General features: G+C 49.4%; 21 protein-coding genes. 7 read left to right on the top strand and 14 right to left on the bottom strand.

The genetic code is table 11. The features are described 5' to 3' along the window. Positions 1-139 precede the first annotated feature (139 nt). The gene (locus I1H34_RS01815; RefSeq protein WP_212664075.1) at positions 140-5266 is read left to right on the top strand and encodes an nSTAND1 domain-containing NTPase; all 5127 of its coding nucleotides are present in this window, start codon (positions 140-142) and stop codon (positions 5264-5266) included. Between the two features lie 92 nt (positions 5267-5358). On the opposite strand, the gene I1H34_RS01810 is transcribed toward I1H34_RS01815, so the two are convergent. From I1H34_RS01810 to I1H34_RS01795, 4 genes are all read right to left on the bottom strand, one after another. Continuing rightward, positions 5359-7239: a leucine-rich repeat domain-containing protein gene (locus I1H34_RS01810; protein WP_249369711.1), complete on the bottom strand. Its 1881-nt coding sequence runs from the start codon at positions 7237-7239 to the stop codon at positions 5359-5361. A 32-nt stretch (positions 7240-7271) separates the two neighbouring features. Then, positions 7272-7532 (bottom strand): hypothetical protein, encoded by a 261-nt coding sequence (locus I1H34_RS01805; protein ID WP_212664074.1) that lies wholly within the window; start codon positions 7530-7532, stop codon positions 7272-7274. A 66-nt stretch (positions 7533-7598) separates the two neighbouring features. Next, positions 7599-8708, bottom strand: coding sequence for a hypothetical protein (locus I1H34_RS01800; protein ID WP_212664073.1), 1110 nt, complete (start codon positions 8706-8708; stop codon positions 7599-7601). Between the two features lie 36 nt (positions 8709-8744). Beyond that, complete coding sequence (locus tag I1H34_RS01795) at positions 8745-9263, bottom strand: 3'-5' exonuclease family protein (protein ID WP_212666095.1); 519 nt, start codon at positions 9261-9263, stop codon at positions 8745-8747. A 197-nt stretch (positions 9264-9460) separates the two neighbouring features. Here I1H34_RS01795 and I1H34_RS01790 point away from each other — a divergent pair, with 197 nt between their 5' ends. The 6 genes from I1H34_RS01790 to I1H34_RS01765 all read left to right on the top strand — a co-directional run bounded on the left by I1H34_RS01790 (position 9461) and on the right by I1H34_RS01765 (position 14004). Further along, positions 9461-9763 (top strand): ArsR/SmtB family transcription factor, encoded by a 303-nt coding sequence (locus tag I1H34_RS01790; protein ID WP_212664072.1) that lies wholly within the window; start codon positions 9461-9463, stop codon positions 9761-9763. A gap of 394 nt (positions 9764-10157) precedes the next feature. Then, entirely contained in the window at positions 10158-10994 is an 837-nt protein-coding gene (locus I1H34_RS01785) for a phosphate ABC transporter substrate-binding protein (RefSeq protein WP_249369707.1), read from the top strand. Beyond that, positions 10975-11826 (top strand): phosphate ABC transporter permease subunit PstC, encoded by an 852-nt coding sequence (gene pstC / locus I1H34_RS01780; RefSeq protein ID WP_212664070.1) that lies wholly within the window; start codon positions 10975-10977, stop codon positions 11824-11826. The genes I1H34_RS01785 and pstC overlap by 20 nt, the downstream gene beginning before the upstream one ends. Before the next feature lies 1 nt (position 11827). Continuing rightward, positions 11828-12694, top strand: coding sequence for a phosphate ABC transporter permease PstA (gene pstA / locus I1H34_RS01775; protein ID WP_212664069.1), 867 nt, complete (start codon positions 11828-11830; stop codon positions 12692-12694). Next, positions 12691-13500 carry a phosphate ABC transporter ATP-binding protein gene (locus I1H34_RS01770; protein ID WP_212664068.1) on the top strand — a complete coding sequence of 270 codons (810 nt, stop codon included), beginning with the start codon at positions 12691-12693 and terminating at the stop codon, positions 13498-13500. Before pstA ends, I1H34_RS01770 begins: the two co-directional genes overlap by 4 nt. Positions 13501-13689: 189 nt before the next feature. Continuing rightward, positions 13690-14004, top strand: coding sequence for a hypothetical protein (locus I1H34_RS01765; RefSeq protein WP_212664067.1), 315 nt, complete (start codon positions 13690-13692; stop codon positions 14002-14004). Between the two features lie 3 nt (positions 14005-14007). On the opposite strand, the gene I1H34_RS01760 is transcribed toward I1H34_RS01765, so the two are convergent. The 10 genes from I1H34_RS01760 to I1H34_RS01715 form a co-directional block, all read right to left on the bottom strand. Continuing rightward, positions 14008-14292: a DUF1816 domain-containing protein gene (locus tag I1H34_RS01760; RefSeq protein WP_212664066.1), complete on the bottom strand. Its 285-nt coding sequence runs from the start codon at positions 14290-14292 to the stop codon at positions 14008-14010. A gap of 7 nt (positions 14293-14299) precedes the next feature. Continuing rightward, on the bottom strand, positions 14300-14536 hold the full coding sequence (locus I1H34_RS01755; RefSeq protein ID WP_212664065.1) for a DUF2949 domain-containing protein: 237 nt from the start codon (positions 14534-14536) through the stop codon (positions 14300-14302). A gap of 125 nt (positions 14537-14661) precedes the next feature. Beyond that, positions 14662-14973 carry a hypothetical protein gene (locus I1H34_RS01750; RefSeq protein WP_212664064.1) on the bottom strand — a complete coding sequence of 104 codons (312 nt, stop codon included), beginning with the start codon at positions 14971-14973 and terminating at the stop codon, positions 14662-14664. Positions 14974-15134: 161 nt separating this feature from the next. Further along, positions 15135-16232 carry an AI-2E family transporter gene (locus tag I1H34_RS01745; RefSeq protein ID WP_212664063.1) on the bottom strand — a complete coding sequence of 366 codons (1098 nt, stop codon included), beginning with the start codon at positions 16230-16232 and terminating at the stop codon, positions 15135-15137. 34 nt (positions 16233-16266) lie between these two features. Further along, a complete protein-coding gene (locus I1H34_RS01740) occupies positions 16267-16647 on the bottom strand; it encodes a response regulator (RefSeq protein ID WP_212664062.1) in 381 nt (126 codons plus the stop codon). Next, on the bottom strand, positions 16644-19271 hold the full coding sequence (locus I1H34_RS01735) for a PAS domain S-box protein (protein WP_212664061.1): 2628 nt from the start codon (positions 19269-19271) through the stop codon (positions 16644-16646). Before I1H34_RS01735 ends, I1H34_RS01740 begins: the two co-directional genes overlap by 4 nt. Continuing rightward, a complete protein-coding gene (locus tag I1H34_RS01730) occupies positions 19271-21679 on the bottom strand; it encodes a response regulator (protein WP_212664060.1) in 2409 nt (802 codons plus the stop codon). Before I1H34_RS01730 ends, I1H34_RS01735 begins: the two co-directional genes overlap by 1 nt. Further along, positions 21676-22125: a hypothetical protein gene (locus tag I1H34_RS01725; protein ID WP_212664059.1), complete on the bottom strand. Its 450-nt coding sequence runs from the start codon at positions 22123-22125 to the stop codon at positions 21676-21678. Before I1H34_RS01725 ends, I1H34_RS01730 begins: the two co-directional genes overlap by 4 nt. Before the next feature lie 134 nt (positions 22126-22259). Continuing rightward, positions 22260-22718: a hypothetical protein gene (locus I1H34_RS01720; protein WP_212664058.1), complete on the bottom strand. Its 459-nt coding sequence runs from the start codon at positions 22716-22718 to the stop codon at positions 22260-22262. 282 nt (positions 22719-23000) lie between these two features. Further along, positions 23001-23546: a CARDB domain-containing protein gene (locus I1H34_RS01715; RefSeq protein WP_212664057.1), complete on the bottom strand. Its 546-nt coding sequence runs from the start codon at positions 23544-23546 to the stop codon at positions 23001-23003. Positions 23547-23583 lie beyond the last annotated feature (37 nt).

Genomic DNA, 23583 nt, shown 5'->3' with positions numbered 1-23583 from the left:
CTGATCTGATGGCATAAATCTGGAGACTGAACCCTATAAGTTGGAGAAGGCGCTTGTCCGTCCTGGGCTGACTGTAGAACAGAACTACATGCCCCTCAGCCACTCCAGCCAGGGAAAAGCGTAAAATCTACCCATCGTTATGTCACCAGTTAGTGTTAACACGAGTCGATCCACCCGAGCTTTAGAATCGGGAGAAACCAAGCTATGGGTCGTGTTGGTGGGGGTCAATCATTATGCTGATGCACAACTGTCAAATCTGGCCTATCCGGCTTTAGATTGCCAGGGGTTGGGAGATGCCCTTGCGACTGCGACTGAGGCATTTCCGCAAAAATCCATTGTCTTGCATCACGATCATCCGCAAGCACCAAGCAACTCATCACCAGACTTAGCGAGCGTTCGCACCAGTCTGCAGCAGATTATCGATCAGGCCAAACCTCAAGACACCATTCTTGTTTATTTCTCAGGACATGGCGTCGTTGATCAGCCGACGCAGCAGACCTTTTTATGCCTAGCCAATACCCAAAAAGAACAGCTACTGCAGACGGGGCTTCCTGTGCAGGAACTGCTGGCCACCTTGGCGGATAGCGCAGCTCATCAGCAATTGGTATGGCTGGATGCTTGCCATAGCGGCGGTATGAGTATGCGGTTGGGGAGTAAAGATGAAACCCCAGAAATATTGCCCAATCCTACCCCCCAATTGATGGCTCTGCTGCGGCAGCGGGCGGCCCAGAGCAAGGGGTTTTATGCCCTGCTGTCTTGCGATCAAAACCAACAGTCTTGGGAGTTCCCAGAGCTAGAACATGGGGTGTTTACCTATTACCTGATTCAGGGACTGTTAGGAGAAGCTGCAGATGACGACGGAGTGATTGAAGCCGATACCCTCTACAAGTACGTCTACTACCAAACCCTGCGCTATATCGATAAGGTTAATCAGCAGCTCCGCCTGATTAATCAGCAAAAGCGAGGGCGAGGTGAAACCCAGCTCGATGCCGAATATCCCCAACAAACACCGAAGCGGATTGTGGAAGGGGTAGGGGAATTGGTGTTGGGCCTGCAGCCAGAGTTGCCCGTCCATGCCTATCCTCGACAGGCCCTAATGGTGGCGGGATTAGCGGATAATCCCACGGCTTTGGCGTTAGGAAAAGTATTACGAGGTACAGGAGCCTTTGAGCTCACCTATTTCCCCAAAGCCGAACAAACATGGCAGGAGGTACGAGAGGCGATTCAGAGCTGTCTACAGGTGGCAGAGGCTCAGGCTGTTGCTCCGACTACGGTAACGACCGCACTCCTCTACTTGCGCGGCAAAACGGAGCAAACGGAAACGGGCGAAGCCAATCTGGTCTTGCCAGAAGGGGTAGCAATCAGTCGATCTTGGTTGCGGCAGATGCTCAAACGTTCGCCTCTAGCCCAACAAGTCGTGATTTTGGATTGTCCAGGAGCTACAGATCTTCTGGATTGGATTGAAGATCTGCAGACTCATTACCAGGGGCAATGTTTGTTAGCCGCAGCGGCTCCAGCAGATCAGCCAGACCAGTTTGCAGAGAAGTTGAACCAGACGCTGACCCAGGCCAATCCCCAGGACGGGATGCCAGTTGCAAGCTGGATCGCCCAGTTGCAGATTCAACTAGCGGGGAGTGACATGCAGTTGCATACCTGGCTATCGGGGGTGCAAGGAGTAATTGAGGTTTTGCCTGGCGGCATGGGGGCGCGCAGCACCACATCCGATTTTGATTTAGGGATTTGTCCCTATATGGGCCTGCGAGCCTTTGGAACCGATGATGCACCATTTTTCTTTGGGCGAGATGTCTTAATTCAGCAACTGATTGAGGCGGTGCGAGAGCAGTCTTTTCTGGCTGTTGTGGGAGCTTCGGGGAGCGGTAAATCCTCAGTGGTGCAGGCGGGGTTGATGGCCCAACTCCAGCAGGGACAGCATATTCCTGGCAGCGACCAATGGTGGATGCGGAGCTTGCGGCCAGGGGCCAAACCAGTACAAGTATTAGTGGAACGGTTAATCGAAAGTGGGACCGCCAAAGAACAGCAGTATCAGCGGCTGCAGCTGGAAGGGATGCTCTATCAGGGCACTGAAGGGTTTGTCTACTGGTTGCGATCGCAACCTCAATCCACCATCGTCCTGGTTATCGATCAGTTCGAGGAATTATTTACCCTCGCGGCTCCTGAAGATCGTCAGCAATTCTTGGACCTAATTTTTGGAGCTATAGATCATGCAGGTGATCGCTTCAAGCTGATCATCACCCTGCGCAGCGATTTTATTGCGCCTTGTCTGGAATATCCAGTCTTAGCTCAGCGGTTGCCTGAGTCGAATATTCTGGTGCCTCCTGCCCTGACGACGGGCAGTTATCGCCACGTCATTCTGAATCCAGCGGAGCAGGTGGGACTAGCGGTGGACCCGGAACTCGTAGCGGTATTGCTGGAAGAACTCAGCAATCTAGCGGGTGATTTACCGCTGCTGGAGTTTGTCCTAGAACAGCTTTGGGAACAGCGGCAGCCTGGTGCCTTGACCCTGGCCATTTATCAACAGCAAATCGGTGGCCTAAAAGGCGCTTTAGAACGGAAAGCCCAAGACATTTACGATGGTTTTGATGCGGAGGGTCAAGCCTGTGCCCAGTGGATTTTCCTGGCTTTGACTCAATTGGGAGATGGAACGGAAGATACCCGCCGCCGAATCAAGAAGTCTGATTTAGTCGTGCCTAAATATCCGGCTGAATTAGTAGAGCGAACGCTCAAGACGCTGACGGATGCCAAATTAGTGATTGTTAGTTTGGAGCAGGATCTTTCTCCAGCCCAGACCTTAAGCAGTAAAGGCAATGATGCATCCGAACCCTCTGAACCCGAGGATTGGCTGGAATGGATCAAGCAGGATGTGACTGTGGAAGTGGTCCATGAAATTTTGATTCGCCATTGGTCCACCTTGCGCTGGTGGCTAGAAGAAAACCGGGTTCGGCTACAAACGCAGCGTCAAATTGAGCAAGCTGCTGAAAATTGGCAGCAGAGTCAGCAGTCACCAGATTTCCTGTTGCGAGGAGTGCGACTGGATGCGGCAGCAGAGCTGTATGTGAAGTACACAGACGAGCTATCGGCGGAAGTACAAGCCTTTGTTCAAGCAGGTTTATCGGCCCAAGAGCAGGAACAGAAACAGGCCAAACAGCAGCTGAGACAGGCGCAGGTTGCAGTGGGCGTTATTAGCTTGCTGGGAGCAGCAGCGACGGGACTGGCGGGCATGGCTTTTCTTCAGCGTCAGCAAACCCAGCTGAGTGAGATTCGGGCCTTAAATGCCTTGTCGGAATCCCAGTTGCGATCGCATCAGCAACTCGAAGCGCTTCTCACCAGTACCCAAGCTGCAAGACAGTTCCAAGGCCTTTGGGGTTGGGGTATTGATGGCAATACCTTAGGAGCGATACGCACCCAAACCGCCCTGACGTTAGGAGATGCGATCGCAAAAACCCAAGAAAGAAATCGCCTGGAAGGCCATACCCAACGAGTCACTTCCGTTAGCATTAGCTCATCGGGGCAGTGGATTGCATCGGGCAGTGATGATCAAACTGTGAGGATTTGGCAGGCGAATGGCAAGCGACTCCATACTCTGGAAATTGGCGAGAAAGTCAATGATGTTGCTTTTAGTCCTGACGATCAATCCATTGCAGTGATCACTACTCAGGGAACGGTGCAACGCTGGTCTCCCAAAACAGGGAAACAGCTTGCCAGCTTTACTGCCGCGTCTCATGGAACAGGCTTAGCCTTCCATCCCCAAGGCAACCAGCTGGCGACCGCAGGCCGAGAATCCGTGATTAAGCTCTGGGAGGCCAGTACAGGCAAGCCAGTGAAAACCTTGTCTGGGCATCAGGGTTGGGTCAATGCCGTTGCCTTTAATCCCACTGGCAATATCCTCGTGTCTGCCAGTGAAGATAAAACTGTACGGATTTGGGATGTGGCGCAGGGGCAAACGCTCCGCACATTGCCTCAACAGACCACTGCAGTCACCGATATCGCCATTAGTTCAGATGGTCAGACCATCGCCTCTTCTACAGAAGACGGCACAATTCAGTTATGGACCCTAACAGGCAAGCGACTGCGTACGTTTCAAACAGAGAATGTTGTTGTAACTAGCGTGGCCTTTAGCCCGGATGGCAACACCTTAGTCTCGACCCATGCCGATCACAGTCTCCGACTTTGGCAAGTGGAAACAGGTAAGCCCTTGTCAGTGCTGCAAGGGCATGGTGCTGCAACCCTAGATGCTGCCTTTCATCCCAATGGCAAAACTTTAGTCTCTGCCAGTGTTGATAAACAGGTCCGAGTTTGGGCCACACCCTCTATTTTTGAGGCTGTATCAATCATCCTGGCAATGGCCGTTAGTCCAGACCAACAGACCTTAGCGATAGCCAGTCTAGACGGCAAGATTCAGCTCTGGCGGTCCGATCCACAAGTGGGTAAGCTACCGTTCAAAAGCTTCAACGGCGATCTAAAGCCCGTTTATGCCCTCCGGTTTAGTGCCGATAGCCAACAGCTGGTATCAGGACATGACAAAGCGATTAGGGTGTGGGATATCCATGAGGGGACGGTGCAACGCACTCTCTCCGGCCATAGGGGCAAAATCAATAGTCTCGATTTCAGTCCGAATGGCAAAACCCTAGTATCGGGCAGTGATGACCAAACCATTCGCCTATGGGATGCGGCAACGGGAAAAACCGTCAAAACGATTCAGGCCCACGATGGCCCCGTGACGAGTGTTGATTTTGGACCTCGCTATCTAGCGTCGGGTAGTGATGACGAGACGGTGAAGCTGTGGCAGCTGGACGGCACTCCAGTCAAAACGTTGACGGGCCATGGCTTGGCGATCGCTCAAGTCCAGTTCAATTCTGCAGGTGATATTTTAGCGTCTGCTAGTTGGGACAATACGATCAAGCTATGGCAAGACAAGACGTTAGTACAAACCTTGACGGGCCATCAAAATGGGGTGATGAGTCTAGCATTTCTTCCCAATCAGCCAATTTTAATCTCAGGCAGTCCGGATCAGTCGGTTAAGGTTTGGCAGGTAGATCAGGGAACGTTGCTCAAGACGCTGGATAGGTTGGGTCCTGTGACGCGGGTCAATGTAAAGGATAAGCAAATATGGGTGGGCACAGGAGCGACACTCCAGAAGGCAAATATCGATCTGGACGTTTTATTAGAGAAGGGGTGTCGTCACCTCTCCAGCTATCTCACAACCACTGCTAATCTGCTGCCCTCGCAACGGCAGTGTTCCGAATGATGTTGATTGCTGGCCCAACGTTTAGGTTCAGACACAAGACGCAACATAAAAAGGCTTAAAATGGCGATCTGGACAGTGTTAAATCACTATCACTACACAGGTGGGATGGGATTATCACATAAGTTAATGCAGAATAAGGCCTCTTCATCCTCTGTTTGAATAGGAAGGCCTTGCTCACTCAACCATTCAGGAACGCTTGAAATCTGATTAGAACTTAAATTTAGGCTGGTGAGTCCTTTGAAGTCCTGAAACACGGACACATCAGAAAATCGCAAATCTAGACTAAAGAGACCTGGAATATTTTGCAGGGCTGAGATATCAGCAACCTGATTGGCCCCTAAATCTAGACTGAACAGTCTTGTAAGTCCCTGCAAAACTGAAATATCAGACAGCTGATTATGACTGACATTCAAACTGGTCAGTCTTGTTAGATCGTGCAGAACTGAAATATCAGAAAGCTGGTTAATACTTAAATTCAGGCTGAAGAGTCCCGTGAGTCTCTTGATAGCTGAAATGTCAGACAGCTTATTGTCACTGACATTCAGCCTATATAGGCCCTCAAGGTCTTGCAACGCTGAGATATCCGTAATCTGATTGCTATGTAAATCTAAACTGGTTAGACTCTTCAGATCTGGCAGGGTGGAAAGGTCGGTAATTTGGGTGAAACTTAAATTTAGGGTGGTGAGGTTCATGCAGTTTTGCAGAGCCGCAATATCTGATAGGGGGTTGTAGCTTAAATTCAGATTAGCCAGTTGCTTGAAATCCTTTAGGACTGAAATATCAGACAGCTGGTTATAGCTTAAGTTCAGACTGGTCAGTGCTTGGAGTCCCTGTAAGTCTGAGATCTCAGCCATCTGATTGTCACTGATATCTAGGCTAGTAAGTTCTGTCAGACCTTGTAACACTGCATAATCAATCATCTCGTTTGAACTGATGTTCAGATGAGTGAGCGTCGTGAGATCCTGCAAAGCTGAAATATCAGACACTTCATTGGAGCTGATATCCAGATGGGTCAACCCTGTGAGGTTTTGCAGAATTGCAATATCAGCAATCTCGTTAGCACTGACATCCAGACTTTCAAGTCCTTGGAGGGTTGGTAATACTGAAATATCTGCAAGCTGATTGCAACTTAAAGACAGATAGGTGAGTTGCTGTAGATCTTGCAAAACTGCAATATCAGAAATCTGGTTAGACCCTAAATCCAGGTGGGCGAGTCCTTGCAGATCTCGTAACACAGAAATATCCGAAATCCAGTGGTTGTAGCTGAGATCCAGATGGGTGAGGCCTTTAAGATTTTGTAGGAAGGAAATCCCCATTTCCTCGCTAACGCTAATTGCTAGATGGGTGAGGTCTTGGAGATCTCGCAACACTGAATAATCCGCTGTTGCATTAGAGCGTAAATTTAGGCTGACCAGTTTCGTCAGGTGTTTGAGTGCTGAAATATCAACAATTTTGTTAGACCCTAATCCCAGGTAGGTGAGTTGCTTGAGGTCCTGGATAAAGGAAATATCAGCAATCAGATTGTTGCTTAAGTCGAGGTGGGTCAGGTTCTTGAGGTCCGACAAGCAGGAGTAATCAGAAATATGGGTGGCATTCAAATAAACCGTTTTGAGATTCTCTGCTTGTTGGAGATAGGAGGCAGTCTTCACATCTTGTCCCGACAGCGCAATGGCTGAGAGTCTTTGAAGACTGGCAAATGGGATGATTTCTGGCGAGACAATATCGAATAAATACAAGGCGGAGAGATGGTGAAATTGCTCGATTGATGCTGCCAATAATTCATGGCCATCCACCCCTTGCAAACTCAGTCCAACGATTTGATTTTCATCATTCAGGGCATAAGCATTGGGCTGAATCTGCAAATGGTTATAGATGTCATCCAGACTTTTACTCAAGTCTTCAACAGAGATTTGCTTGAGTCGTTTCTGGGTTGTTTGTTCTAGGGTATGGATTAAATCTTGTGCAGACATCATGAACCAATAGAGAAACGACCCAACGACTAATCTTATGGCTCCGACCCTAGCCTTGAGTAGTCGGTATAGCCTTGAGCGAGATTTTGATCGCCTTTGCCATAAACAGTAGCAAAGTCAGGCGCATTTAAAGAGGCATCTCTGGCCAGACGGTCCGGTAGATCAGGATTAGCAATAAACAATTGACCAAAGGAGACCAATTCTGCCTGTCCACTCTTCAGAACTTGAGTGTCTTTCGATTTGGTATAGCCTCCATTCGTGATCATGCCCCCTTGATACGCAACTTGGTCTCGCACCCATTTCCCAGAAGTAGTGAATTCTCGTGATCACTATGATCAAATAACTAGTCAAGAACCATAAACTCAATCACCGGAAGTACGATGCGTTCGAGCAACGATAACGGCCATCGTCACGATTCCTGATATCACCCCCAAGCTCCACGTCTGTTGGACTTGCTCTACACTCCAGGCTTGAATATCAAGACCGGGGTAATGCAAAAGCTGTTCAGCACCGCCAGCAGCAAATATCCAATAACTGCCCATCGCAAATACACCAATCAGCGAGGCAAAAAAAGCAATGAGATCAGGGTGCAACGTCGGGGGTTCCAGATAATCATTTAAAGACAATTGATTCCGCATACAACTGATACCCACAACCATCCACGGAACCGTTGCCCAAAACAGTATATAGAGCGTCAGTTTTGCATAACTCAACTTCAGGTCAAGGGTCGCCATATCACTCCATCCTTGGAAATACAGCGTTAATCCGTTGACAACTGTGACAGCGATTAATAACGCCCAAAAGTAGCGCCCAAGCCCATGAGGTTCGCTGTTCTGATGCTCTGTGGAGATTGGTATTGCTTGAATCTGCGGAGAAATGTGACCCTCAGTATTGCTCGTAGAGTCTCTTCTTCCGATGTTGTCCATCGCCATCTTGCTAGAGATAGCGGTCAACACCGTAGACCACAATAGGCCAGACGCCACAAAATATATAGCGTAATTGCCAATAATGGAGGCTACTTCATAAGCGTTATCAGAGCTATCGTCTCCCAGCTCGGCAATACCCAGGACTGCCACAATACCGATCACAATAGGGACAACAACTGTCACCGTATATATCGGCGCTGATAAAAATGATGTTCTAGCTGTTAGCCGACCATCGGTATATTCAACTTTAATAGAGTCTCCTAAAGAGGTGAAGAATCGTTCTCGAATAACCTCTCTTTCCTTAAATTCAACAATGACAAAGCTGTAATCCATGCCGAAGGCATTGAAAGAATTGTCAGGCGTTTGGATTCCATATCCTACTGATTTGTAGTCATTACATTGCACCACTTGATAGCATTCTGGATGATGATGGGCTTGTTGCTTCGCTAATACTTTTCTGATTAGGCCACTCAGCAGTCCAATACCCAGCTCTACAGCCATCACGATCAAAAAATTGACCAGGTTGACATGAAGATCGAGAGGCATAGTGTTTGTTTGAGAGTGTCTAAATGAGTGAGCCGTTTACTTCAGGCTAATGCTCAAGCCCTGTTCCTTCATCATTAATAGCGCTTCTGCATTACCCCGTGCATCATCCACAGGGTGGTGAGTATGGGCAGTTTTCCGTAAATGCTTGAAATTCGTAAACGTGTCCTTTACCAGTCCCTTGTACAAAGAGCCGAGATTGGCAGACGTATGGCCAAACGGATTACTGCCCATGAAATGGTGGAAGTACCAATTGATAAATTGCCAGTCGAACCCATTGTTGTCAGAGATAAAGAACGGACGACCCTTACTATTGGCTGCAATCCAGTCTGCAAACCCCTGCATCACAGTCGTCGGCTCCTCAAATCCAAGGGTATCTTCTCGACTGAAACCACTGACTGCTAACGCTTCTGGAACCCACTGCTCAGAAATTGGCTTTAACTGCCCATAAAACGTCTTTGACAACGTCGGCTCTACAATAATGGCCCCAAAACAAACCATCGAATAGTCACCAGGAATAGAGCCATCAGACTCCACATCGACCATCACAAAACTCATAACCTTTCCAGGATGCACTGCATCCACGCAAACCTGTCCACGATAGCCTAACTCACCTGTTGCATATCAGTCATAGGCAGGATTCAGGAAAATTTAATCTATGATTAATGAATCACAATTGATATCAAGATATATTCAACACAGATAAAAACTAATATAAATAGCAACATCCTAGGTTCTATTAAAACAAGGTGAGCATGAACACATCTCAATCTTGTGCCAACAAGCTCAAAACCTTAGCAGACGCCACTCGGCTCTCGATTCTCAAACTATTGATGAATGGCCCTCAACACGTCAATGAAATCAATGCCGTGTTGAACGTCGAGCAAAGTCTACTGTCCCACCATTTAAAGGTGTTGCGGCAGGCCGGATTTGTACAAGCCACCCGTGATGGCAAAGCCGTGCTCTATGCCCTGGTTCCCGACGTCCAAAGTCAGGCATCACAAGACGGATTAGATTTGGGTTGTTGCGAATTCTCATTTACCTCCTTTTCTATTTAGGGAATGAAAAGTGATCGATACCGAGATTTCTGCCGTCTCTTTTGGCAACATCAGCTTTTGCACTCGCCCCCTAAATCCCCCATTCTGGGGGACTTCGAGCCTATGTCTAGGCTGATAAATCTAGACAGTAAGACCTCTAGAGCTGCTGAGGTTCAACGCTGTCACAGATCCTGTTTGGATCGAGCAGACAAGTCCCCCACTAGTGGGGGATTTAGGGGGCCATCAGTAGCGTTAAGGCTGTAGAGGATAGGAAGTAGAGCCGTGTTCAACTATATTTACCGGTGTTATTAAGCTCGTTATCCTAGGTCGTTACCCCACGACCAATTCAAACTTTTAAGCGGCCCTTGAACCCAGGGGTCACCGAATTTTTATGGAGTCATTAGCAGGAACAATTATGTCTGGTCGAGTCATTGCAGGCGTTTTTTTGGGTTTATCTCTGGGATTGCAAGCCTGTAGTACATTACAAGCGTCCAGCTCCGGTAACGCCCCGCAAAAACTAGTGATTACGGGATCCAGTACCGTTGCCCCCATTGCTTCCGAAATTGCCAAACGCTATGAAGCCCAAAATCCCCAGGTGCGGATTGATGTGCAAACAGGTGGGTCTTCGCGGGGGATTGCTGATGTGCGCCAACAGGTGGCTGATATTGGCATGGTGTCCCGAGCTGCCAAGTCAGAAGACCAGGGCCTAAACTTCCACACCATCGCTAAAGATGGCGTCGTGGTGATTGTCCATCGGGATAACCCGATTCAGCGGCTCACCCGCCAGCAAATTACCGATATCTACACAGACCAGCTCAACAACTGGCAGGACGCTGGGGGGAAATCCCAGGCGATTACCGTCGTCAATAAAGCTGAAGGTCGCTCCACCCTAGAAGTCTTTACCCAGCACTTCCAGCTCAAATCCTCACAAATCAAAGCCGATGTAGTGATTGGCGATAACGAGCAGGGCATTAAAACCGTAGCAGGCAATCCCCTCGCCATTGGCTACGTCTCTGTTGGCGCAGCGAAAGTCAATGTCGAACAGGGCACCCCCATTAAAGTTCTGCCCTTAGAAGGGATTCAGGCGACGGCCCAAACCGTTCGGGATGGGTCTTTTCCCTTATCACGTCCCCTTAACTTGGTAACCCAAGGGTCTCTCAATCCTCAACAGCAAAAATTTATCGACTTTGCCCAATCGTCCCAGGTCAAGGATATTGTCCAAGAGCAGTCCCTTGTTCCGGTTCAAGAGTGAAGGACCAGGGGCCGTCCTCTTGCAACTCCTGGCCTTGGGGTCAGGGGCTATCTTACTGTTGATTCTGGGCTTTCTCATTTGGGAAACCCTGCCAATTCTACGCACCATTTCCCTCGATCAATTTTGGCGTGATCCAGGCTGGCATCCTAGCGAACAGTCCTACAATCTCACCCCCATGATTCTGGGCACTCTGGGAGTCACCGTTGGAGCGGTATCTATAGCCACGCCTCTAGGCATCTTATCGGCTGTGTTTTGCCAATACTACGCTCCGAAGGGATTAGCACAAATTTATCGACGCTTGATCGAGCTGCTGGCTGGCATTCCTTCTGTAGTCTATGGCTTGTGGGGATTGGTCGTCCTTGTGCCTTTGATTGCCAAAGTTCAGCCTCCTGGCCCTAGCCTCCTCGCCGGAATTCTGATTTTGGCCCTGATGATTTTGCCCACCATTGCCCTGGTCACTGATGCCAGCTTGGCGAGTATCCCTCCGACCTACTGGCAAGGATCAGCTGCCTTGGGACTGGGCACTTGGGCAACGGTGCAAGGGGTCTGTTTACCAGCGATTCGTTCCGGTATTTTGACGGCTATCATGCTCGCCACTGCTCGTGCCCTAGGGGAAACTATGGCTGTACTGATGGTCTGTGGCAATGTCGTGCAGGTGCCCAATTCCATCTTTGCCCCCGTCCGCACCCTGACTGCCAATATTGCCCTAGAAATGGCCTACGCTTTAGACCTCCATCGGTCAGCCTTATTTGCCAGTGGTCTAGTCCTGATGCTGGTGGTGACCGGACTGGTGATGTTCACCGATCGGTGGACGGATGCCCCGGAGGTTTAAAATGGTTTGTCCTTGGTCTAATCGTCATCTCCGCCCTGTTGGCAAGGAGCAAGTCGCAACCCTGATGGTATGGCTCGTGGCCTTGGGCATTACCGCTTTGTTTATCTGGCTGCTCAGTGACGTGATTTGGCAAGGGGGACAAGCTATCAATGGTGCTTTTTTAACCCAAGTGCCTGCTAAAGCCGGACGAGAAGGCGGCATTGCTCCCATTTTGGTGTCCACGGGGTGGGTGTTAGGGGTTTGTATGGGAGTATCCCTACCCTTGGGATTAGGCACGGCCTTGTTCCTGACCGAATTCAGTCCCCAGCAATCCCATCGCGCCATTCGGCTAAGTTTAGATATTTTGGCAGGCGTGCCGTCCATTGTGTTTGGCCTGTTTGGCAATGCCTTTTTCTCCAAGGTTTTAGGATTAGGGTTCTCTATCCTGTCAGGGGGATTAACCCTAGCCTGTATGGTGCTGCCCATCCTCATTCGCTCTATTCAGGTAGGACTCGTCAATGTGCCCGGTGAATATCGCCAAGCATCGGCAGCATTGGGGTTGTCTCGCTTCGGCACCCTGAAAACGTTGATTTTACCGGCAGCGTTGCCAGGGATTGCCGTGGGGATTTTGCTGGGGATTGGGCGGGCCATCGCCGAAACGGCAGCCTTAATTTTCACCAGTGGCTATGTTGACCGGATGCCCACATCAGTATTAGATTCTGGGCGGGTACTATCGATTCATATTTTCGATCTCGCCATGAATATTCCTGGGGGTGAACAGAATGCTTATGGAACGGCCCTGGTCCTCGTGATTCTTCTCATTTTGATCAATACTCTTGTCTCCGGGTTAGCCGAACGTTTTCGCCAATCCAAGCTTCAAATTCTATGACCTCTCCCACCTTGAGCCCCCAATCCTTAACCACGGATCATCACCAGCCTCCCAGCATCCGAGTGGAGCAACTGAGTTTGCGCTATGGTCGCAAGGTGGCCTTTGCTAATGTGGAGGCTCAGTTCCGAGCAGGACAGATTACGGCCTTAATCGGTCCATCCGGCTGTGGTAAAACCAGCTTTTTGAGCTGTTTAAATCGTCTCCATGAATTGACCCCAACAGCCCAATTATCGGGTCGAGTTTATCTTAATGAGTGCGATACGGCGACGATGCCCCTAACCCCCCTGCGCCGCCAGGTAGGAATGCTGTTCCAAAAGCCTAATCCCTTTCCCCTCTCCATTTACCGCAATTTAGCGTTTCCCTTAAAAGAGCATGGGATTTGCGATCGCAACCATATTCACCACATCATCGAAACCACCCTCACGGATGTGGGCCTGTGGACAGAAGTTAAAGATCGGCTCAAAGCCCCCGCCCTTTCTCTATCTGGAGGGCAGCAGCAACGTCTTTGCTTAGCGAGGGCACTGGCCTTAAAACCTCAAGTGCTGCTAATGGACGAGCCCTGTAGCGCCCTCGACCCCCTCTCCAGCGAAGTGATTGAAGATTTAATTCTGCGGTTAAAAGGCACCTATACTATTCTGATCGTCACTCACAATCTGGGCCAAGCTTCCCGCATTGCCGACGATGTGGCCTTTTTCTGGGTGCAACATGATGTGGGTCAATTGGTTGAATTTGGCCCAGCCAAAGATATTTTTGCCAACCCTCAAGATCCGCTCACCGCAGCCTATGTTAGTGGTCGCCGGGGCTAAAGATTCTGGCTATTGTCCTGAAGTTCTGATGGTTGGGGGATGAGATCGCAAATCAATCCCCAAGATCTCTCTCCCGAGAGAGTGGGCATCCTAGCAATGATCTAGATCGCTATCACAGGCTGGGCTGAGACACCCCAATTTCTGCAGCGAGTTTCTAGACTGCCAGTATCTGAAATCCTCACAACCACCATGACTTCCCTCAAACTCATCCTGTTTGCCAGTCTGCTCACCACGTTCGCCAGCCCAGCCTGGGCAGGAACAACCGCCTCTAGCAACCCCAACCCGCAGCGAGAGTCTGCTAAAGCCTTGGGGGGTGAAGTGAAGCCCTCCATTACCCTATTCTCTGAAAACAGCGAGACCTCCTCCAAGACCCCCGACCTAAATCTGCAAATGTCGGGCAAGCGCCCCTTAGAAGCCACAGCCAATCCTGATATTTGGGAATCTGAATTATTAGATGATCAACGGCGTACAGATCCAGGCTTTTTCTGGATTACCGCCGATTAAGGGCTAGCTGTAGCATAAAACCGTTGGTCGGTCGTAAGGGGACAGATCCCGCAGGCTGATGGGATAGACCTCTTCTTCATCGCATAGGGTCAACATTTCAGGTTGGCAGCGGCTGACTTTGACCACAATTTCCAAGGCCTGCTCTTGAACTAAATCTTCCACATAACCTGACTGATGGGCTTCCGCCTCTTCAATACTGTCAAACGGACCAAAATAATATTGACAATCAGGAATCGTGGTTTGAATATGCACCCACCACGGTTGATGTTTGGTTGTTAAAGAGAACATAAAAACCTCATTTTTCACAAGTGATTGTAATGTTGTAGGTCTCATCTGGACTAAACGATGTCTCGATCCAATGGAAGACATCATTGAGCTGCTCTAAGGTAATCAAACCGTACTGCCAAAGGATTATGGGCAATGGCCCCTGCTGTTGCTGGCAAGACTTGAGGGCAATATTGATCGACTCCGTCGAAATCCCTACCTCTTGGGTCAAAAAGTTAATCAGTTGTTGATATCGGTTAGTAGGCATCTCCAGCACCCCAGCAGGCTTAATGCTTGGTTAGGTTAAAAAATCGTATCTATAAACAAAAATAGTCAGGATAGTATTCAGCATTTTATTCTATCTAGAGAAAAAAAGTATTGTATAACCGCTACTCAAACCTTCTGAGTCTCCCTAAAATCAGCCTTCATGGGACGATAGCAGCAAACTGAATCTATCCCTTGTTTAAGCAGAGTCTCGATTTGGAGACGGTAAGCAGTGGTTTGTCCACGAGCATTCATCGTCTTGGGTGCCGCTGTAAGCACATAGGTATTGGGAATTCGACTCAGAACATAGGTCATCAGTTCCTGTTTAGCAATGGGATTCCCGAGCACATCCTGGTAAATAGGATTGGGACAATACTCTGCGAGTAACTCCGCCTCTTCATGCACAATGGCAAGGGTGAGATTAATCAGTGTTGTAGTCATTAGTGTTTTGGGGGGTCGAACGCAGCTATTCAGATTAGGACCTACTGCCATGCCAAAGCTGGCTAGTATCCTTTATGTGGAGAATACTCTCTAAACTTGGGGAAACTGTGAGGATAGCTGGGCAAGCCTGGCAATCAGGGATCAGATCGCCTGAACCATAGTCAACTGACGGTTTCCACAGCAGGCTGAGTATTTTGCTCTGCTTCACGTTTGGGGTGCAGATATAAATTCTCGATCAAGACTCCCCCTGCAGCTACCCAAGGTGGAGCAATTAACGCCCCAATAATCCCTAAGACTTGGGTGCCACCCAAGACTGCTAGCAGTTGGTAAAGTGGCGGCACATTCACCGACGGACTCACCACTAACGGATCGAGAACATAGGTTTCCAGATTTTGGATCAACACAAACAGTAAAAACACCCACACCACGGTCCACCCCCCCTGGGCAACAGCCACCAGTAAGGCAGGAATAGCACCCAGCACCGGTCCAAAAAAGGGAATCAGGTTCGTTAGTCCTGCAATCGCACCTAGTCCCAAAGCCACTTCGGCGATCCCAATCAGCTTCAAGCCAATGCTGACCGTTGTCCCCAAGATCAGCGAGACCAACAATCTCCCTTGAATATAGGCCCCCATGCGTTGACTCACCGGATGCACTTGGTCAGCCAGCCGCTGCTCCCAGGGTTGAGGAAAAAGCGATACGAGGCCATTCAGTAATCGTTGGGAATCTGACAACATATAGGCTGACAAAATCAAGGCCAAGAGTAAATTAAAGACGCCTCCCAATAAACCTTTGGTGATATCTACAGACTGAAGAATCAGCTTTTGACTGGATCGAAAGGTCCAGGCGGTTAGGGCTTGTAGATCGAACAATTGATTGATCATGCCCAAATCTTCTGGCTTACTAATGCCCATCTGCATGATCGATTCCTCAATCAGCGTAGTGAGGGTATCTAGGTATCCGGGTAGGGCAATGAAAATTCGCTGAATTTGCTCTGTAATCGTGGGACCAATCACCAAGGTTGCCGTAATGGCCGCACCAATCAGGCTGACATACACCCCCAAAACTGCCAGCCACCGAGGGGCTCGCAACGATTCTACCTGTTGAATAATGGGGGCAAGGGTGGATGCCAAGACGATAGAAATCATCAACACCACCACTAGATTTTGGAGTTGCCACAATAACAGCAGCCCTAAACTGATGACTCCCAAACGCAGCAAACTGGCAATCGAAAAAGTGAGAGAAGATTCAGATGGCTTCATGCGGAAAGAGAGTAAGGATCAGGCTTTTAAGAGGCTATAACTGCCAGCCTAATACATCTGCAATCTGAGCGGGAAGCTGTAAAGGATCGAAGGGTTTGGCGATGGTGGAATGCACCCCCATCTCCTGATAACGTTTTTGATCCGCTGTTTGAATTTTAGCGGTCAGTAACAGCACCGGAATGGCTTGAGTCAGGGGATTGGCCTGGAGTTTCTGAAAGGTGGTGGCCCCATCCATATCCGGCATCATCATATCCAGAAGAATGGCATCGGGACGGACTTTCTCCGCCTTCAGCAGACCTTCAGCACCTGAACTGGCGGTGACAACGCGCCAATTTTTGATGGTCTCTAACGCAATCTGGACCACTTCTTGAATGTATAGCTCGTTATCCACTACGAGGATGCACTTTGCTGTCATGTAACCGGTCTACCTTTGTTTGCAATATCGTCTCGTTGAATGGGTAATGTGAAGGAAAAGGTACTGCCTTTACCCAGTTGACTTTCTACCCAAATGTGGCCGCCATGTTGGTGCACAATACTTTGGCAAATGGCTAGGCCTAACCCCGTACCTTCATGATCACGAGCATCTGAAGAATCAGCTTGTTGAAACCGTTCAAAGATGGTGTCAATTTTATCTGGAGGAATCCCTCTGCCTTGATCCCGGACCCATATACAAACCTGAGGCGCATCTGCCGGGGAAAGAGATAGCTCAGTGGTGGTTGAGGTCAAAGAACAGCTAGGGGGCTGTTGGGGCATGAGGTGTGCACTCATGGCAACGGTGCCCCCTGGACGGGAAAATTTGATGGCGTTGCTCAGGAGATTAGTGAGGGTTTGGACAATCCGATCGCCAGCCACATCTGTCAATACGGCTAAAGGCGTCACCGCCAATTCGACTTTCATCTGAGCAGCCATGCCCTGCATGGTATTGGTAGCTTGGGTCATTAAATCGGCAATATTATACGGGTATGTTGTCATACCGACCTCACCCGACTCAATCCGTTCTACATCTAGAATGTCATTGATCAGGCGCACCAGGCGATCCGTACTATCCACGGCAATTTGGAGGAGTCGTTGACTCTTGTCCGGGTGAGCGGTTAATAGTCCACTGGTGAGCATCCGCAGGGACCCGTGAATCGAGGTGAGGGGAGTACGCAGTTCATGGCTAACCACGGAAATAAATTCATCCTTCATGCGTTCAACCACCTGACGATCACTCACATCTTTGAAGGTGATCACTGCCCCCATAATGATGTCGTTTTCACGAATGGGGGTACTCACATATTCCACTGGAAACATCGTGCCGTCCCATCGTTGAAATTCATCGGTAATAAACCGATGGATTGTGCCAGAAATCAACGAATCCTCAAAGGGATACAGGGCATCTAGATCCCCATCAAGGTGCTGAGGATTCGTCCCCAAGATGGTCTCTACGGGTTGACCAATCAGCTCAGGGATCGCATAGCCTAGCATGTCAGCCGCAGCGGGATTAACAAAGGTGATGTGATATTGCAGATCCACCCCACAAAGTCCTTCACCCATGGAATTGAGGATTAATTCGTTTTGGCGGGTGAGCTTAGTTAGGGAGGCTTGGGCTTCTAAGCGATCTGTAATATCTCGCAGAATGGCGGTAAAGACCTGTTCATCCCCCAGCTGTAGTTTAGAGATAGAGGCCTCTGCCGTAAAGTAGGTGCCATCTCGGCGCTGCGCTGTAATCGGACGTCGTCGTGCCCCCATCTGGTAGGTTGTCGTTGAAATGCCGTCTGTCGGAGTCTGAGCATAATTCACCAAATCATCAGGCAATAGGAGATTCAAAGGTTGGCCGAGGATATCTTGACGGCGATACCCAAACATTTTCTCTGCCCCTTGATTAAACAGCGTGATGATATGCGAGGCATCCACGGAAATGATGGCGTCATCGGCAATTTCCAAAATGCCGGAGATCCGTTTTTGAGAATGTTGTAAGGCAGCTTCTGCCTGCTGGCGCGTCAGCAGTTCAGACCGTAATTGTTGGTTGGCCTGGCGTAGGGCTGCTGTTCGTTCGGCAACCCGCTGTTCTAGATTATGTTTGGCTTCTTGCAGAACGACTTCTACTTGCTCGCGTTCGGTCAATTCCGCCTGCAGCTGGCAGTACAGTTCCGATTGCTGAATTGCGATCGCAAGTTGAATCGCCAGCCGACTCAGCAACTTAATCTCTAGAGATTTCCAATGGCGCGGTTCACGACAATGATGGGCCATCAGCAGTCCCCAGACTCGATTCTCCAAAATAATGGGGACCACTAAATTGGCTTGAATCTGAAATTCCTTCAGTAGCTCTTGATGGCAGGGTGAAAGGTTAGCGGTGTAGATATTATCAACAGCGCTGGCACGGATTTGCTCAGGTGCCCCACTATAGATATCGGGAAAACACGGATCGTGAATTTTAACCCCCAGAATGGAAGGCCATTGGTCCGTATCCACGGATTCCACCAAGACAATACCGTCCCAATTTCGTTCAAGGCGGAAGATCAAAACGCGATCCGTCTCTAACACTTGCCGGACTTCATCAACGGTGGTGTTGAGGATAGTGTGGAGATCTAGAGATTGGCGAATCCGAGCTGCGATCCCACTCAAAAGCTGCTCATGCTCAATTTGCTGCTGCAAGGCCAACGCCGACTGCTGCTGCTCGGTAATATCAATCCCTGTCCCAATCACAAATTGGACCGCCTGTCCCTGCTGAATCACTGAATTGGACCAGGCAATCAAATGGCGCTCTCCTGTTTTCGTCTGCCAGTGATTTTGATATTGTTTGGGGCCTTGATGGGAGAGCAATTGTTCAAAAACGGCTTGTACCCCTGCTCGTTCCTCTGGCAACAGCAAATCCTGCCAAAGAAATCGCTCTTTCACCTCAGCAAAGGTATACCCAGAAACCTGCTCACAAGCCTGATTGAAGCCGACAATCCGACCTTTCGCATCCAAAATCACCACCAGCGCTGGCAAAGTATTCAACAGCGAAGTCATCCAGCTCTGTTGTTCAGGAAGAAGGTGGACTTGCTCAATCATCATCAGTCTGCCTCACGTTGCCGGCGCTGATCTGCTGCTTTGTATAGCGCAGATAAGGTTTTCCCAGCCTCGGGATATTGTACAACCCCTAAGTCAAGCTGAATCGGAACAGCATCATCCGTCTGTTGGTGAGTCTGGAGATAGTCCTGACATAGATGCTGAATATGATGCTCTGCATCATCGCTCCGGATCCCCTGGAGCCCCATCAAGAATTCATTGCTACTCCAGCGAGCAACCACATCTTCTTGCCCACAGCCTTGGCATAGGGCATAGCCCACCTGACGCAAAACAGAGTCTCCAGTTTCCAAGTCAAACTCAGCATTAATGTTCCGCAGATTCATCACCTTCACTAAACCCAAACTCAAGGGTTGCTGTGACTCTTGGGCCCGTTTCATCATCTGCTCTAGGCGAGGAATAGCGGGTTGCCGCTTATAGGCTTTTGTGAGGGTATCCACCTGCCATAACTGTTGCGATAGCTGCATCCGCTCGAGGCGATTGACCAGGCGCACGACGAGTTCGGGGCCGACGACGGGTTTACTGACAAAATCATCCGCACCCAGGACGAAAATCTGATTCACTATTTCAGCTTCCGTATGGGCCGTTAAAAAGATAATCGGCAGATTCTGCCAGTACGGATCATTGCGAACGATTTGGCAGAGTTCCATGCCGCTGACATCGGGCATTTCAACATCGAGGATTAGTAAATCAGGGGCAGCCGCGACCAAGGTTTGCCAAAACAGCCTGGAATCAGCGAGAGTACTCACTTTAAACCCCCAAGGCTCCAGTAACGGCGGCAGAAATTGCAGTAAATGCGGATCATCATCCACAATCATTACTTTGGCGGTAATGGCTTGGGACTGGTGCAGGACCCGATCAACTTCATGCAACACCTGCTTGGGAACAATGGGCTTTTCTAAATAAGCTTTGCCACCGAGGCGAGCCACTTCTAAACGGGAGTGCAATCCATTCGGAGATCCATAAAAGAGCACCGGAATCGGAGGCGTAAAATGTGTAACCTTTTCTAGGAAAGCAATCGTTTGATTTTTATGGTCAGCCACTGCTGGATCGAGCAAAATCACCTGGGGCAGATCCTGGGTCAGTGCTGTTTGGGCAGCGTCTAAATCCATCACGGCTCGCACCGTCCAGTCCCAATGGCTAGCTTGCCCCGTTAAATCCTTAATCCAGTCTCGATCCGCATCAATCACCAGTAAGGAGGGGAGGGGAGGCAGCGACTCGCTCACATCAGTGGGGGTGAAAGGTCCATAGGCCTCAATCGTCTGTCTGAGGGTCTCTACCTGAGCCTGGAATTGCTTGATATGCTCCATCCCTAGGGGTTGAGGCAGCCGCAGTAGCTGCTCAATCTGACGGGCAAGGTCAGTACCGGCATGAATGCCAAACATCCCCAGGGCACCAGCCAAAGTATGGGCCTCTTGTTCGGCCCGCTGCTGCTGTTCAGGGTTCAGCTGGCCTTGGTGGGTTTGGAAGGCGGCACTGGCTTGTTCCAAAACCTGCACCTGACGACTAATACGGGCTTGATACCGCTGCCAAATATTAGCAATGGCTGCTTGATTTTCTTCCTGAAACGACGGTGCCTCCTTCTCTAATTCTGCTAAAGGTTTGAGGCGATAGCCAATCCCATAGACGGTTGTGATCATATCGGCGGGAGCATCGGCGTCACGCAGCTTGTGGCGGAGACCTTTAATATGAGTTCTAACGGCCTCTTCCCCTGGCATATCCTCATAGGTCCATAGATGTTCTAGCAACATACCGCAGCTATAGACCCGCCGAGGGTTACGCATGAGCAATTCTAAAAGAGCATATTCTTTGGGGGTAAGGGCTAGGAGTTGCTGACGGTAGCTCACCTGGGTGGAACTGGGATCGAGCTGGATCTGGCCCCATTCCAAGATAGGTGTTGTATAGAGATGCCCCCGCCGCAGTAAGGCCCGAATGCGAGCTTCTAATTCTTCCAGGTCAAAGGGTTTGACCACATAATCATCAGCACCCGCATCTAGGCCGACCGCCTTGTCATGGCTATCACCCTTCCCCGTCAGCAGCAAAATCGGCATGGTATGGCCTTGATTGCGCAGCTGCCGACAGAGGGTGATGCCATCTATCTTCGGCAACATGACATCGAGCAAGAGTAAATCATACTCAAAAGCAGCCACCAGATCAGCAGCCGTTTCACCATCAGTCGCAGTTTCCACCGCATAGCTGCACTGGTTGAGGAGTGTAGTTAAGGTTTCAGACGTGGCCTGATCATCCTCAACAACAAGTATTTTCATCATCGGCCTCCTGACGTTGGGTCCGATTGAATCTCTGAAGGAATCGCCACTCCAATTATGGGCAAATTTTTGCGATCGCACCAGGGAGACGTCTATCGAACGGTCAGGAAAACCGGTCTTAACAGTCAATGGACTGACCTCAAGACCGGTTGTTTATTCGACTCTGAGTCAAACCATTGAAAAGCCACAACGTTAAGCAGGAGACCCATAATCAGCAGATAGCCCATCCGGCAAAGCAGATAGCTGGGAACGCCTACCAGGACATCGAAGATCAGATGGCTGCCGTTAATGGCGGTGTATAACAAGGTCAAGCCAAAATGTAGCGTTTTGTATCTTTGTCCATTCACCAAGGCCGTAGTGACGATGGCAGCCATGGCAATACCAAACAGTCCTAACATCAACCCAAAGAGGGTGTTGAGGGGTAAATAATCATGGGTATGAGAGTGGGCAACACTCAAACCGTGAAACAAAGGCATTAAAGCCAATGGGGTATGGAAAAGCATCCCTAAAAGAAATGCGGTCCATAAAGCAATGATTTTCAGACGATAATCCCCACGATACTGTTGTGTTCTCATCCTCAGACTCCTGTTCCATAGCCTCTTCCAATAGCTTATGGATGAATGTTGAGGAACTTGTGAGTCTCTAGCAGAAGAAAAGTCGGAACAGCCGGGGATGGATCCGTCCCTTAAAACTCATATCAACCATAGGTCTAGCGGCTTCGACGATGCTGCTGAAGTTTACGTATCGTTCCTTTAGCCAGAATCGTCAGGGTACAAAGACACACCATTAATGTGAAGGAAATGGCAAACACTAGCGTCAAGAATTGAAACCAGAGTGCACCCGATAGAGGGGAATGAATGAGTTTGATCAGATGGGTACCGATGGCCCGCACTTGCTCCCCCAGAATGGGAAAAACTAATATTCCCATGGGTATGCCATAGACAAACCAACTTGCGATCGCAACCCACCAAGCAACGTTGCCATGGGATAAATGATCTAATGCTGTCCCTTCAAACTCGATAGAGTCCATGGGCGTCATCCCCGATCGCTGTCTACGGATTTGGCGATAGAGCGGACGACTAGAAATCTCAACCGTCAGGTTCGGTGTAGATCCAGCACCATAGCGATCGAACTGAGAGCTCTGCTCAAAGTTTTGGGGATGAGTCATGATTGACCTCTCAACGTCAACAAGGAATACAGAAGTTTGAAGCTCAAGATTTACTCTTTTGATTCAGTGGCGAATTGAGTCAGACCACATTGCCACAAATCAAAGCTTGAATGACCAAATTATTAGTCATTGATCATGCTGATAGCCGTGATGCCGGTCTGCATAAGCAGTGATAGTTGAAGCCAAGGGACGTGATAGTCATCACTGAATAGAAAGGCTGTTAAATAAGAGGCCCCTTGGAGAGAGCAATAGATATCGATGCTCTCTCCTTCTTCACACCCCTTAAAGATTGTGCCAAGTCGTATTATTCGTCTCGTTGGCTTCCTTCACAAAATTCGTAGAGTCCACATCAATGCGAAATGTCGTGTCTTTGAGAGCCACTGTTTTGGGCAAAATCTTGGCTGTGTTCAGTCTTACCCATTGGGTTTGCTGGCCTTTAATTACAGGCACTTTGATTCGGATCATCCGCCCCACTGGTGTTCCATCAATTCGACGAACCGTCAGTCGTAAGACCGTGGGCCGTGCAGCCCTTCTCCCTAAATTTGCCACCTGGATCTTGATGCGTTTTGTTCCCATGCGACTGAAACGATACTGCCGAACTTTCAAATCTGCTCTGCGAAAATGGCGCAGTTTAGGGGCTTGTTGGGTAAAGCTGCCCGGTTGGCATTCAACTGCAGGACTCGGAGACAGTTCCCAACCATCAGGACATTGATCTTGGGCTGGGAGGGGTGCCGCCACCACGCTGCTTGCCGAGAGAGTGACTAAAGCTCCTAGAGCAAGTAGTCGCTGGGTTGCTAACTGAGCCAATTGAGATGGAGTACGTTGCATGGTGTTGTTCCTTCCTGTGGAATGTTTTCGAGAGAAC

It is taken from the genome of Acaryochloris marina S15, from assembly GCF_018336915.1.
Taxonomy (GTDB): domain Bacteria; phylum Cyanobacteriota; class Cyanobacteriia; order Thermosynechococcales; family Thermosynechococcaceae; genus Acaryochloris; species Acaryochloris marina_A.
This window is presented reverse-complemented; position numbering and strand designations above follow the sequence as displayed.